The sequence below is a fragment of the Edaphobacillus lindanitolerans genome (assembly GCF_900156305.1).
GTDB lineage: Bacteria > Bacillota > Bacilli > Bacillales_A > Planococcaceae > Bhargavaea > Bhargavaea lindanitolerans.
In genome coordinates this window covers 195,934-208,997 of record NZ_FTPL01000003.1, presented here as the reverse complement: position 1 = coordinate 208,997, position 13,064 = coordinate 195,934, and the positions used below count along the sequence as shown (strand labels likewise).

The following is a 13,064-nucleotide window of genomic DNA, read 5'->3' as shown; positions in this document are numbered from 1 at the left end:
CGGGCGGATTGAAGTCAGTACGGCCATCGGTATGATGCGTGAATATAAGATCAGGCTGCCGGATTTACAATATGGAACGCGGAATTGAGATATGGACGGCCGATTTACAATATGGAACGCAGATTTGAAATATGGACACCGAATTTGAAATATGGAACGCAGATTTGAAATATGGACGGCCGATTTGCAATATGGACCGCAGATTTGAGATATGGACACCGGATTTGCAATATGGACCGCAGATTTGAGATATGGACACCGGATTTACAATATGGACCGCGGAATTGAGATATGGACACCGGATTTACAATATGGAGCACGGAATTGAGATATGGACACCGGATTTACGATATGGAGCACGAATTTGAAATATGGACACCGGATTTACAATATGAAGCGCGGAATTGAGATATGGACACCGGATTTGCAATATGGAGCACGAATTTGAAATATGGACACCGAATTTGCAATATGGGCCGTAGATTTGTGACTCCCCGATCAGAACACAAAAAAACCGGCCCACCCCTAAGGATGGACCGGCAGCGTGTCATTCATTCTTTTTCCAGCAAGATGACGGCCATGGCCGCGATGCCTTCTTCGCGTCCGACGAAGCCGAGCTTTTCGGTCGTGGTGGCCTTGATGTTCACCCGGTCTTCATCCGCGTGCAGCAGCTCCGCAATGCGGGCCCGGATGGCCGGGATATGGGGCGCCATTTTCGGCCGCTGGGCCATGATCGTGCAGTCGACGTTCCCGAGACGGAATCCCTTCGCCTCGACGTCTGCCCACACACGCTCGAGGAGGACGGCGGAGTCCGCGTCCTTGAACTCGGCTTCGGTGTCCGGGAAGTGGTGGCCGATGTCCCACCCGCCGATTGCTCCGAGTGCGGCATCCGTGACGGTATGGAGCAGCACATCCGCATCCGAATGGCCGGTGAGGCCCCGTTCATGCGGGATGGTCACCCCGCCGATGATGAGCGGGCGGTCCTCCGCAAATTCATGTACATCAAATCCTTGTCCGATCCTGATCATTCGTGTTCCTCCTCCAGCCGTTTCAGCAGGACCTCGCCGATCGCAAGGTCTTCTTTCGTAGTCATCTTCACATTGTCGTACGTGCTTTCGACAATCCTCACCGGGTAGCCGAGCCGCTCGACGAGCATGGACTCGTCCGTCCCGAGGAAGCCGTCCGCCTCCGCCCGCTCCTCCGCTTCGGCAAGAAGGGCGGCCCGGAATGCCTGCGGCGTCTGGACCAGCCAGAGCGAATTGCGGTCCGGCGTGGACTCGACAAGCCCGTCCCTCACCCGCTTCACGGTATCCTTTGAACGGACCGCCGCGATGGCGGCCCCGTGTTCCGCTGCAACGGATGCAAGTTCGCCGATTACCGTCCGGGAAATGAACGGCCGTGCCGCATCGTGCACCATGACGACGGCGTCCCCGCTGCCGCCCGAACCGATGAAGGCCCGGACGCATGCACGGACACTGTCCTGGCGCTCACCCCCGCCGTCCGGCATGGCAGAGACTTTCGTGATGCCCGATTCCTCGATCATCTTCCGGATCCGCTCCCGTTCATCGGGACGGACGGCGAGGATGATGCCCCGGCAGTCCGGATCTTCGTCGAAGACGCGCAGCGTCCGGACGAGGATCGCTTCACCGCCGAGCCGCAGGAACAGCTTGTTCTCTCCCGCGCCCATCCGCCGGCCGCTCCCGGCAGCCGGCAGCATGACTGTATATTCCACTCTCACAACACTCCATCAAGACAGAAAGCGAGGCGCAGGGCCTCCATTCCGTCAGTTTTTCAGTTTCAGGTCCGGCTTTGCGAAGATCATCCGGCCGGCGGACGTCTGGAGGACGCTCGTCACGGATACGGTGATCTGCTTGCCGATCTGGTTCTTGCCGTTTTCAATGACGATCATCGTGCCGTCGTCCAGGTACGCGACACCCTGGTTCGCTTCCTTGCCTTCCTTGATGACGGTGACGCGCATCTCTTCTCCCGGGATGACAACCGGCTTGACCGCATTGGCCAGGTCGTTGATGTTGAGCACGGGAACGTGGTGCAGTTCACATACTTTATTCAGATTGAAGTCGTTTGTCACGACGACCCCGCCGTTTTTCTTTGCGAGGCGGACGAGCTTCATATCGACTTCCGGCACGTCATCAAAATCTTCGTCGGTGATGACGGCACCGGTCTTGCGCTCTTCCTGGATGCGGCGGAGGACATCCAGTCCTCGGCGTCCCTTCGTGCGCTTCAGCGAATCCGACGAATCGGCGATATGCTGGAGTTCGGTGAGCACAAACTGCGGAATGATGAGTTCCCCTTCAAGGAAGCCGGTGGCCGAGATATCTGCGATCCGGCCGTCGATGATGACGCTCGTATCGAGGATCTTCTGGGTTGCTTCGGAAGGAAGCACCGCCGCCTCTTCTTCGGCCTTTTTGCGCTCACTGCCGGCGCGGGAGAACATGTGGAGCAGTTCTTCCCGCTTCTGGAACCCGACCTGGAACCCGAGATAGCCGAACAGGATCGTCAAGATGACCGGGAGGATATCCTTCAGGACGGGGAGCTGGATCGCATCGACCGCAAAGCTGAGCAGGAAGGCGACAAGAAGCCCGATGATGAGGCCGAGCGTCCCGAACAACAGATCCGCGACCGGTGCCTTGAGCAGCCGCTCTTCCATCCATCTGATGAAGTTCACGGTCGGTTCGGCGAGAAACAGGCTCAGCAGATAAAAGATGATGGCGCCGATGAGTGCCGCGGCGTACCCGTTGGTCAACCACGGCTCTGTAATGGAAAAGAAATCGAATAAAGACGGAAGGAATAAGACGCCGAGCGTGCTCCCGATCAGGACGTACGTGATTTTTACGGTAATATTGAGCATTTTGAATTCACCTCCTTTACCTAAATTATACACGTTCAGGCGTTGAACTTCCTTTCCCGGGGGACCCGGAAGGCAAACACTTTTGCGCGTATGGGAATAGGACGGTTCCACCTCTTTCAATGTTCCGCATTTTCACGGTTGATCCCTTTTCTTAAAAAGAAAAAACGGCCCCGCCGCGAATGGCAACGGAACCGCCTTGTCCTACCTTATGCTGTCTCACCACCGCATGTTCGGGCGGCGGGTCTGTCATTTGAATGCTTCGTTCAGCGCTTCGGCGACCGTACTGGCCCCGATGACGGTGATCCCTTCCGGATAGTCCCATCCCCCGAGGTTGGAGGCCGGGACGATGGCACGCTTGAATCCGAGCTTCTTCGCTTCGAGGACCCGCTGCTCGATCCGGGATACCCGCCGGATCTCGCCCGTCAGGCCGACTTCCCCGATCAAAACGTCGTACGGGCTCACGGCCTTGTCCCGGTAGCTTGACACGATGCTCGTCAGGACGGCCAGATCGATTGCCGGCTCGTCGAGCTTCACGCCGCCGGCGACTTTGATGTAGGCATCGGATGTCTGCAGCAGCATGTTCATCCGTTTCTCCAGGACGGCCATCAGGAGCGAAATCCGGTTCTGGTCGAGCCCGGTCGCCATCCGTTTCGGATAATTGAAGCTCGACTGGGTGACGAGCGCCTGGATCTCGACGAGGATCGGCCGTGTCCCTTCCATCGAGCAAACGACGGTCGAGCCGGCCGCGCCCTGCGAACGCTCCTGCAGGAACAGCTCCGACGGGTTGAGCACTTCCTTCAGACCAGCCTGGAGCATTTCGAAAATCGCCATTTCGTTCGTCGACCCGAAACGGTTCTTTACGCTGCGCAGGATCCGGTATGTGTGATGGCGCTCCCCTTCAAAGTAAAGGACGGTGTCCACCATATGCTCAAGGAGACGGGGCCCGGCGATCTGTCCTTCCTTCGTGACATGGCCGACGAGGAAGATGGCCGTGCCGGTCGTCTTTGCGATCCGCATGAGTTCGGCCGTGCACTCGCGCACCTGGCTCACGCTGCCCGGCGCGGACGTGACGTCCGGGTGGTGCACCGTCTGGATCGAGTCGACGATGACGAATTGGGGCTTCAATTCGTCGATCGACTGCCGGATGTGCTCCATGTCCGTCTCGGAATAAATATAGAGTTCCGGGGAGGTGACCCCGATCCGCTCGGCGCGCAGCTTCGTCTGACGGACCGATTCCTCGCCGGAAACATACAGGACGCGCCGGCCTTTCTCGGCAAGCAGCGATGACACCTGAAGCAGTAGCGTCGATTTCCCGATTCCCGGGTCGCCGCCGATGAGGACGAGCGAGCCGGGGACGACCCCGCCCCCGAGCACCCGGTTCAGTTCCCCGAATGCCGTTTCAACACGCGGCTCTTCCTGCGTCTCGACCGAGGTGATCGGGGAGGCTTTGGCAGCCGTTCCGACCCCGGTCCGGAATGCCCCCTTCGTATTTTTCGAGACGATCTCGACTTCCTCATCCATTGTGTTCCATTCGCCGCAGCCCGGGCATCTGCCCATCCACTTCGGCGACTCGTATCCGCAATCCCGGCACATGAATTTCGTTTTCTTCTTTGCCATCTGGACCTCCAGGCACGGAAAAGACATCCCGACGCTTCACGCGTACGGGATGCCTCAACCATTCATTTTATTCCATCATTATATCATTCTTTGGTATTTCCTGCAGTTGCAGGCTCCTCGGCACGGACCGTATACTGCCCGTCTGCATCGACATCAAAGACCACTTTATGGCCTGCGAGCATTTCACCTTTGAGGAGCTCTTCCGACAGGCGGTCCTCCACATTTTTCTGGAGCGCGCGGCGGAGCGGACGTGCACCGTACTCCGGATCGTAACCTTCGTCGGCGATTTTCCCTTTCGCCGCTTCCGTGATGACGAGCTCGATATCCTGCTCGGCAAGCCGCTTGGTGAGCTGGTCGGCCATGAGGTTGACGATTTCGCCGAGTTCGTCTTTGGAGAGCGAGTGGAAGACGATCATCTCGTCGACCCGGTTCAGGAATTCCGGACGGAATGCTTTTTTCAGCTCGGACAGCATCGTCTCTTTCATGTCCTTATGGGCCTGTTTGCCGTCCTGGACGTTGAATCCGACGTATTTGTTCTGCTTCAGTGTCTCTGCGCCGACGTTGGACGTCATGATGAGCACCGTGTTGCGGAAGTCGACCGTGCGTCCCTTCGAATCGGTGAGACGGCCGTCTTCAAGCACCTGGAGAAGGATGTTGAAAACATCCGGGTGCGCCTTTTCGATCTCATCAAGCAGGACGACCGAGTACGGCTTGCGGCGGACCTTTTCCGTCAGCTGGCCGCCCTCTTCAAAACCGACATAGCCCGGAGGCGAACCGACAAGTCGGGAAGTCGAGTGTTTCTCCATGTACTCGGACATATCGATCCGGATCATGGAATCCTCGTCGCCGAACATCACTTCCGCAAGAGCACGGGCCAGTTCGGTCTTACCGACACCCGTAGGTCCGAGGAAGATGAACGAACCGATCGGCCGCTTCGGATCCTTCAGGCCGGCACGGGCCCGCCGGATTGCACGGGACACGGCGTCGACCGCTTCGTCCTGCCCGATGACGCGCTTGTGCAGCTCTTCTTCCATGTTGAGCAGTTTCGCCGTCTCGGTCTCCGCGATCTTCGAAACCGGGACGCCGGTCCACATGGAGACGACCTGTGCCACGTCGTCGACGGTCACTTCAGACTCTTTCTTGCCCTGCTTTTCTTTCCATTCCTGCTTCGTCTGCTCAAGCTCTTCTTTCAGCTTCTGCTCCTTGTCCCGGAACGAAGCAGCCTTTTCGAATTCCTGGCTCTGGACGGCCGCATTCTTCTCGGAACGGATGCTGTCCAGCTTCGCCTCGAGTTCCTTCAGATCAGGCGGTGTTGTGAACGAGCGCAGTCGAACTTTTGAACCGGCCTCATCGATCAGGTCGATCGCTTTGTCCGGGAGGAATCGGTCGGAGATGTAGCGGTCAGACAGCTTCGCAGCCGCTTCGACTGCCTCGTCGGTGATTTTCACCCGGTGGTGCGCTTCATAGCGGTCGCGCAGGCCGTACATGATCTTGATCGTGTCCTCGACGGTCGGCTCGTCAACCTGGATCGGCTGGAAGCGCCGTTCGAGGGCCGCGTCCTTTTCAATATACTTGCGATACTCATCCAGCGTCGTGGCGCCGATGCACTGGAGCTCTCCGCGCGCCAGCGCAGGCTTGAGGATGTTGGAGGCATCGATCGCGCCTTCCGCGCCGCCCGCGCCGATGAGCGTGTGAAGCTCATCGATGAACAGGATGATGTTGCCGGCCTGGCGGATCTCTTCCATCACTTTTTTCAGGCGGTCTTCAAACTCACCGCGGTATTTTGTGCCGGCGACGACCGTCCCCATGTCAAGGGTCATGACCCGTTTGTCACGGAGCGTCTCCGGTACTTCGTTGTTGACGATCTGCTGGGCGAGCCCTTCCGCAATTGCCGTCTTCCCGACACCCGGCTCCCCGATGAGGACCGGGTTGTTCTTTGTCCGGCGGGACAGGACTTCGATGACCCGGGTGATCTCCTTCGACCGGCCGATGACCGGGTCAAGCGTTCCTTCCCGGGCAATTTCCGTCAGGTCGCGCGCCAGGCCGTCGAGCGTCGGCGTGCTTGCGGACGGATTGCCGCCGCCTGCACCCGGCTGGCCCTGGCCGTTTTCATTGCTGCCGAGCAGCTGGAGCACCTGCTGGCGGGCTTTGTTCAGGCTGACGCCGGAGTTGGCGAGTACCCGTGCCGCGACCCCTTCCCCTTCGCGGATCAGGGCAAGGAGGATGTGTTCGGTGCCCACATAGGAGTGGCCGAGCTTCCTCGATTCATCCAGCGAGAGCTCGATGACCTTCTTCGCACGCGGGGTGTAGTGGATGATCGGGCCGACTTCCTTCGTTCCGGTGCCGACGAGCTTCTCGACGCCTTCTTCAATCGTATCAAAGTTCACGCCGATCGCTTCAAGTGCCTTGGCAGCGATCCCGCCCCCCTCACGGATGAGACCGAGCAGGATGTGTTCAGTCCCGATGGCATCATGGCGCATCCGGATCGCTTCTTCCTGGGCAAGCTGGAGCACTTTTTGCGAGCGTTGCGTAAAGCGGTTGAACATCATGCAAATCCCTCTCTTCTTGTGTAATCGGTGTCCCACCCTATGCAGCGGAACAGGATACCTGTTAAAAATCAGATTCTATAAGTCAACGTTCCCCTTTTCGGCGGTCGATAAAACCGCCGTGAACGTAAAATTGATTTTGACTATCTTTGACCATTGTACCGGGTAAAGGACCGCCTTTCAAAACATATGCTCAGACGGTCCCTTCGTTGATTCACTCTTCCGTTTTGTCTTCCATGCCGCGCTCCATGCCGATCCGCTCCCGGATAAGCTTTGCCCGGAACACGTCCCGCTCACCGGGCTGAAGCGTCTCGCCGGCGAACTGCTGCAGGAATGCAGGCTGCATGAAGATCATGAGCTCGTTGAGCACCGACACGTCGACGCCTTCGATGATCCCGAGGTCGATCCCGAGACGGACGTCCGACAGCCGGGTCGCCGCCTCGTCCGTCGCAAGCACGCGTGCGTTCGACAGGATGCCGTACGAACGCCAGATGCGGTCTTCGAGCTTCACCGAAGTGCGCTCCAGCAGCGCGCGGCGGGCACGCTCTTCCTGTTCGATGAGCCGCTCGGTCAGGTCCAGGAGATCCTTGAGGATGTCCCGTTCGGACTTGCCGAGCGTGATCTGGTTCGACACCTGGTAAACGTTGCCGAGCGCGTCCGAACCTTCACCGTAGCTTCCCCGCACGACCATGCCGAGCCTCGAGACTGCCTGGGCGATCCTCCCCATGTTGTTCGTCATCGACAGTGCGGGCAAGTGAAGCATGACGGATGCCCTCAGGCCCGTGCCCGTGTTCGTCGGGCAGCTCGTGATATACCCGAAGTCCCCGTCAAACGCATACGGGAGCTTCGCCTCGAGCCGGTCGTCAAGCTCATCCGCCTGTTCATACGCCTCCATGAGATGGAGCCCCGGATAGATCACCTGGATGCGGATATGGTCTTCTTCGTTGATCATGATGCTGATCGATTCATCGTCGGACAGGATGACCGTCCCCGGGCGCTCCGGATCGGCCAGCTGCGGGCTGATCAGATGTTTTTCAACGAGCACCTGACGCTTGAGCGCCGGCATGCTGTCCATCGGGATACAGGAGAATGAATTGTCTTCCCCGGTCAGCACGGCTGCCGCCTGGCGCTCGACGTCCTCCGCCTCTTCCCGGCTGAAGTCGAGCGGGAACCGGTGGCCGGCCAGGTTCCTCGCGAGACGGATCCGTGTCGACAGTACGATGTCCGAATGCTCCCCGCGGCTGCCCATCCAGGGCGTCACGGCGTTCTGAAGGAATTTCTCAATCGAGGTCAACCTGATCGCCCCCTTCTGCAAGACTGCGCTCCAGCTGACGGATCTCATCCCGTACTCTGGCCGCTTCTTCAAACTCCTCGGAGCCGATCGCTTCCTGCATCAGCCCCCTCAGTTCCGCGATCTTGCGTTCTGCGGCAACCCGGCCGCTGAAACTTTCCGGGACTTTTCCGGTATGCTCCACATGTCCGTTCTGCACTTTCCGGAACACCTGGGGCAATTCCTCCCGGAAAGCGCTGTAGCAGTCCGGGCAGCCGAACTTTCCGCGTTCGAGGAACCGTTTGAACGTCAGCCCGCACGTCGGGCATTCGGCCCCTTCTTCCACGGTCTGCGGCCGGCCCGCCTGCTGTGCCGCCGCCCCGACAATCCAATTTGAGAGAAACTGCTGGATGCCAAACGGATCATTTCCAAAATCGCCTTGGAACGGATGGAAGTGGGCGGCGCACACATCACAAAGATGCCGCTCCTGCGTCTTGCCGTTTTTGCTCTGAGTTACGACGACCGATGCCGGCCGCTCGTGGCAGTGGTCACATATCAAAACAAACACCTCTTTCCGGATGTCTACCGTTTCGTCAGTCTTCCCGGCCGGGACCGTCTTTCGTATTGCCGTCCGCGGCCGACGTATTTTTTGCTTCTTCATATTTCAGAGTCATGAGCATCGCCCTAATGATGCGCGAACGGAGCAGGTCACGCTCCGGCAGCTGGGTCATGAGCGTCAGCCGGTCCACCGCGGCAAGCATCATCTTCGCCTCCCGCTTGGAAAGGACCTCTTCGTCTATGAGGCGGTAGATCACGTCTTCGGCCATCGACTGGGTCGATCCGTTTTCGATCATCCCGATCACCTGGTCGATCAGCTCTTTCCGGCTGTGGGGCCGGATCCTCACGATGCGGATATAGCCGCCTCCGCCCCGCTTGCTCTCGACCATATAACCGCGTTCGGTTGTAAACCGTGTGTTGATGACGTAATTGATCTGGGAGGGAACGCACTGGAACTTCTCTGCAACTTCGCTCCGTTTGATTTCCGCCATGCCGTCTTGTTCAGTTTCGATGATGGTTTTTAAATATCCTTCAATGATGTCCGATATATTACGCAACGGTCTCACCTCTTTTCACAGTTGACTCGTACAGTAAACCAGCAGCTGACCTTGACTATCTTTGACTTAATTATACATTGCGGGATGGAAGGTTGCAATGGATTTGCGAGCCCTCAGGAATCCCCGGACCGATCGTTTTCCAAATAAACGAACTATATTATTTTAGGTTTGCCTGTGCCGGAGACGGGTAAAGAAGAAGTTGTGGACAGCAATTGAGAGGGTTGTCCTCCCCCTGCCGCTCCCCGGCGGCCAAGAGGTTTTTTTCTCATCTGTTTTTTTCCTCATTTCACACCCCTAAAACAAAAAACCCCCGGATGAATCCAAAAACACCGGAGGAGATCGTAGTTTTGAGTCAAGCATTGAATTGGTACGACAAGTTGAACAAGTATTTTCCCGTTGAAGAAATGAAGTCACGGAAGCACATGGAAACACTGCTCGCAGAAAAGGAAGGCATTTACGGCAAGGATGAGGGGCCGCACCACGTCCTCATGTACGCAGAGTTCGATGATTTTCTTTTCGTGGATTATCTGTATGTGTCCTCGGAGTCGCGCGGCCAGGGTCTTGGCGGCAAACTCATCCGCAAATTGAAGGAAAAAGGCAAACCGATCATCCTGGAGGTCGAGCCCGTCGACTATTCGGACACCGATACAGCGAAGCGGCTCAAGTTCTATGCACGCGAAGGCTTCAACCACGCCCGCCGCATCGGCTACAGCCGCCGGTCACTCGCCACGGGAGAGAAAAATGACTTGGAGATCCTCTACTGGTCGCCGGATCAGGCTGATGAAGATACGGTCGAACAGGCGATTTTTGACGGCATGCGCCGCACTTACGAGGAGATCCACACATTTAAGGATGCCGACTTCTACGGAAAATCATACGAGCCTGCAGACGATGTGTTTGATTTCCACCGGGAGCAGGAACGGAAAGACGACATCCTTCAGCCTTTTGCGGCTTCTGTTTGAATCCATAAAACGGGGCCGTCTTAAGTTCAGCTTCTCAACATAAAAAGCAAGGACACTGGTTGCTATCCGCGGGCCAGTCGCCGAGCTTCCCCCGGCTTGCAGCCGTGAGGGACCTCGGACAACCGGCTATCCCGCAGGAGCCGCCCGGTGTCCTTGCTTTTTTCTGTCATGCGGGGTCTGTCAGCACTATCCTGACAGACCAGCCGGACTGCAGACAAAGCGAGGTTCTCCTCCTTGTCTGCAGTTTTTATTTGATCAGTTTCACCAGAAAATGTCCCGGTCACCCGCTGCAATCCTCATTCCCCGATCGAGAGGTTGTTGAGATCCTTCACCGGGAGGAACAGCTCGCCGGTTTCGAGATAGGTGACGGTCAGCCGATCACCTTCTTCGATGTAGACCGCGAGCGGAACGGATTCGGTCGAGGCGAGGAAGTTCCGCCCGTCATCGGCAAGGACGGAAACGAGCGTGAAATCTCCAGCGCGTTCCTTGTAGACCCGCTTGACGGTCACTTCCGCCTTCGCCTCTTCGGCATCCGACGAGCCGTCGACGGTCGAACCGCCGCGCTGCAGCGCCGTCTTGTAAAGCTTCAGCGCTTCGTTCGGGGAGTTGGCATACACCGAGATCTCGGGATTTGCCGCCGAGACGATAAAGTAGTTCTGCAGGAAGCCGTTCGAGTCAAGCACCGGTGTCAGCCAGCTCGCCTCCCCGTAGAAGTTGTAGAGCACGGGCATCTCGCCCGTCCATTTCTTCTCGATGAACTTTTTCTCGATGATCTGGAGGGCACCGGCAGAATCCATGTAGGACTCTTCCAGGTTCCCGGTATAATAAGTCGCCTCCCCGGTCCGTGCATCCGTGAGCGCATACCCGAGCATCGAATCGACTTCCTCTTTCGGACTCGTGAAATCGGTGAAGTAGAACATATGCCCCTTCTCATCGAAAACAGGGCTGACACTTGCCTCTACGCCCTCGTCGGACGGCAGTTTCACGTCTTTTTTCCCGAACTTCGAATTCCAGAAACCGTGGACATAATTTCCGTAGTAACTGTTCGCCAGGCTGACGGCCTCCGGTGAAACGGCACCGTCGATGTATTCCGGAATGTCGCCGAGCGCAAACCGCTCCGTCTTCCCGCTTTCAGGATCGGTGACGACGACCCCCTTCACGTCAAACCCGTTTCGTGCGGAGATGAATTCCCCGTAGGACCGGATGTAGTGGGGTTTGCCGTCGTCATCGACTTCGAGCTGAACATCCCCATAATAAATCAGGCCCGGCTCGGCGTTCCTCATATGCCGTTCGACATTCTTATGGAAATAGGACGATGGCGTGTAAGCCATCTCCGTCTTCACGAATTTCGGATTGTCTGCCGAGTCGGTCGCACTCATCGTGAAATAACCCGGCACCGTATCTGCATTCATCCACTTGAAGAAACCTGCGAACTCGACCGGCGCGATGTAGACGAACTCCCCGTCCACCGTCTGGATCTGCAGCTTTCCAAGTTCGTAGTAACTCGTGTTCGGCACCTGTCCGAACGCCTTCTTCATCTTGTTCCGCGCAAACTTCGGCGGCACGCTCGCCGGTGTCTTCGTTTCGTCGAATGCCGCAATCTCCACATCTTCATCCATCTCTACCGCTTTGTATTTCCCGTCTGCGTTAAAGAGCGGTGCAGTGAGCACATAAGCGGCGAAGACAAGCGCCGCAAGCGACAGCAACGTCCTCCCCTTCCGCTCACTTCCACCGGAGAGGGCGGCGCCGACCAGTGCGGCTGCAAGAACCGCCGGCCAGAGCGATGTCCAGTTCCTGTCCATATTCGTTGCATAATACACGGCAAAGACCAGCACCATCGCTGTAATTGCCGTTCCGACCAGGATCCGCGCGGTCTTCACCTGCGTGACGGTCGTCTTCCCCGCTTCCTTCACGTTCCGGCTCATCCGGAACGGCACAGCAAGCAGTGCCAGCACAAGCCCTGAAATGATGGAGAATAATAGTAGGTTGATCATAGGTGAGCCTCATTTCGTTGGATTCTCTGTTTCTTTTACGGACGGAAAGGGTGTAGCGTTTCAGGATCTGGAATATTTCTTTTCCGGAATCGCCCGGTGTCCTCCGGCCGGCTGACCGCTGCATGGAGGATTTTAAGATTTTTGGTTGAAGATAACCGGGAAAGGAGGCTGGACCATGACGTACTATCATTACCTGGCAGCGGACCGGAAGCTGCCGGAGACGGTACTCGGCGAAAAGGTGCGCTACATGAAGTTCTCCGAGCTGCCGTTGCCTGATGATCCGGGAGACATCCGAAACCTGCTCGATCCGAAGGACTTGGAGGCGATGGCGGAAGAAATGGTGCCCGTCTATGATACGGAGCTGGATGCAGTGTTTGTGACCGTGACACCGGTTGACGGGGACGAAGCGGACGGGCTGCCTGTGACCAAGCCGTTCATCCATCAGATTGACGGGATATTTGAGGGCGATCCGGAGGCGGTTCAAAAGTGTGCGAAGGAGCTGCTCGGTTTCCTGAGGTCGGAATTTTTGCCTGGCGAAGAAGTTGAACTGTATACATGTTTGTCGGGGGAAGAGGACGAAGCGCGCAATGAAGGGCTTGACCGCAAAATCAATCTCCAGGATCCGGATCTCCGGGTACCCCTCTGGTTTCGCGACCGGCAATTGGTCACGCTGAAACGATGAGCTCTTGAA

At 57.4% G+C, this 13,064-nt stretch carries 11 protein-coding genes; 2 read left to right on the top strand and 9 right to left on the bottom strand.

Annotation, left to right across the window (positions count from 1 at the left end):
- Positions 1-551: 551 nt before the first annotated feature.
- The 8 genes from ispF to B0B07_RS10355 form a co-directional block, all read right to left on the bottom strand.
- Positions 552-1,028 carry a 2-C-methyl-D-erythritol 2,4-cyclodiphosphate synthase gene (gene ispF / locus B0B07_RS10390; RefSeq protein WP_076758771.1) on the bottom strand — a complete coding sequence of 159 codons (477 nt, stop codon included), beginning with the start codon at positions 1,026-1,028 and terminating at the stop codon, positions 552-554.
- Positions 1,025-1,732 carry a 2-C-methyl-D-erythritol 4-phosphate cytidylyltransferase gene (gene ispD, locus B0B07_RS10385; protein WP_076758770.1) on the bottom strand — a complete coding sequence of 236 codons (708 nt, stop codon included), beginning with the start codon at positions 1,730-1,732 and terminating at the stop codon, positions 1,025-1,027. Before ispD ends, ispF begins: the two co-directional genes overlap by 4 nt.
- A gap of 51 nt (positions 1,733-1,783) precedes the next feature.
- A complete protein-coding gene (locus tag B0B07_RS10380; protein ID WP_076758768.1) occupies positions 1,784-2,869 on the bottom strand; it encodes a PIN/TRAM domain-containing protein in 1,086 nt (361 codons plus the stop codon).
- Positions 2,870-3,115: 246 nt separating this feature from the next.
- Positions 3,116-4,486: a DNA repair protein RadA gene (gene radA, locus B0B07_RS10375; RefSeq protein WP_076758767.1), complete on the bottom strand. Its 1,371-nt coding sequence runs from the start codon at positions 4,484-4,486 to the stop codon at positions 3,116-3,118.
- 83 nt (positions 4,487-4,569) lie between these two features.
- Complete coding sequence (gene clpC / locus B0B07_RS10370) at positions 4,570-7,035, bottom strand: ATP-dependent protease ATP-binding subunit ClpC (protein ID WP_076758765.1); 2,466 nt, start codon at positions 7,033-7,035, stop codon at positions 4,570-4,572.
- 211 nt (positions 7,036-7,246) lie between these two features.
- Positions 7,247-8,326, bottom strand: a complete 1,080-nt coding sequence (locus B0B07_RS10365) for a protein-arginine kinase McsB (RefSeq protein WP_234982363.1) — start codon at positions 8,324-8,326, stop codon at positions 7,247-7,249.
- Positions 8,313-8,861, bottom strand: a complete 549-nt coding sequence (locus tag B0B07_RS10360; RefSeq protein WP_076758762.1) for a UvrB/UvrC motif-containing protein — start codon at positions 8,859-8,861, stop codon at positions 8,313-8,315. Before B0B07_RS10360 ends, B0B07_RS10365 begins: the two co-directional genes overlap by 14 nt.
- 34 nt (positions 8,862-8,895) lie before the next feature.
- Complete coding sequence (locus B0B07_RS10355) at positions 8,896-9,417, bottom strand: CtsR family transcriptional regulator (protein WP_076758761.1); 522 nt, start codon at positions 9,415-9,417, stop codon at positions 8,896-8,898.
- A 359-nt stretch (positions 9,418-9,776) separates the two neighbouring features.
- Here B0B07_RS10355 and B0B07_RS10350 point away from each other — a divergent pair, with 359 nt between their 5' ends.
- Complete coding sequence (locus B0B07_RS10350; RefSeq protein ID WP_076759255.1) at positions 9,777-10,379, top strand: GNAT family N-acetyltransferase; 603 nt, start codon at positions 9,777-9,779, stop codon at positions 10,377-10,379.
- A 296-nt stretch (positions 10,380-10,675) separates the two neighbouring features.
- On the opposite strand, the gene B0B07_RS10345 is transcribed toward B0B07_RS10350, so the two are convergent.
- On the bottom strand, positions 10,676-12,373 hold the full coding sequence (locus B0B07_RS10345; protein ID WP_076758759.1) for a hypothetical protein: 1,698 nt from the start codon (positions 12,371-12,373) through the stop codon (positions 10,676-10,678).
- 175 nt (positions 12,374-12,548) lie between these two features.
- Here B0B07_RS10345 and B0B07_RS10340 point away from each other — a divergent pair, with 175 nt between their 5' ends.
- Positions 12,549-13,055 (top strand): hypothetical protein, encoded by a 507-nt coding sequence (locus tag B0B07_RS10340; RefSeq protein WP_076758758.1) that lies wholly within the window; start codon positions 12,549-12,551, stop codon positions 13,053-13,055.
- Positions 13,056-13,064 lie beyond the last annotated feature (9 nt).

Bases quoted from the DNA above. Each gene is read 5' to 3' on its own strand.
- ispF (WP_076758771.1), bottom strand. From the start codon at position 1,028: ATGATCAGGATCGGACAAGGATTTGATGTACATGAATTTGCGGAGGAC.
- B0B07_RS10380 (WP_076758768.1), bottom strand. From the start codon at position 2,869: ATGCTCAATATTACCGTAAAAATCACGTACGTCCTGATCGGGAGCACG.
- radA (WP_076758767.1), bottom strand. From the start codon at position 4,486: ATGGCAAAGAAGAAAACGAAATTCATGTGCCGGGATTGCGGATACGAG.
- clpC (WP_076758765.1), bottom strand. From the start codon at position 7,035: ATGATGTTCAACCGCTTTACGCAACGCTCGCAAAAAGTGCTCCAGCTT.
- B0B07_RS10345 (WP_076758759.1), bottom strand. From the start codon at position 12,373: ATGATCAACCTACTATTATTCTCCATCATTTCAGGGCTTGTGCTGGCA.
- B0B07_RS10340 (WP_076758758.1), top strand. From the start codon at position 12,549: ATGACGTACTATCATTACCTGGCAGCGGACCGGAAGCTGCCGGAGACG.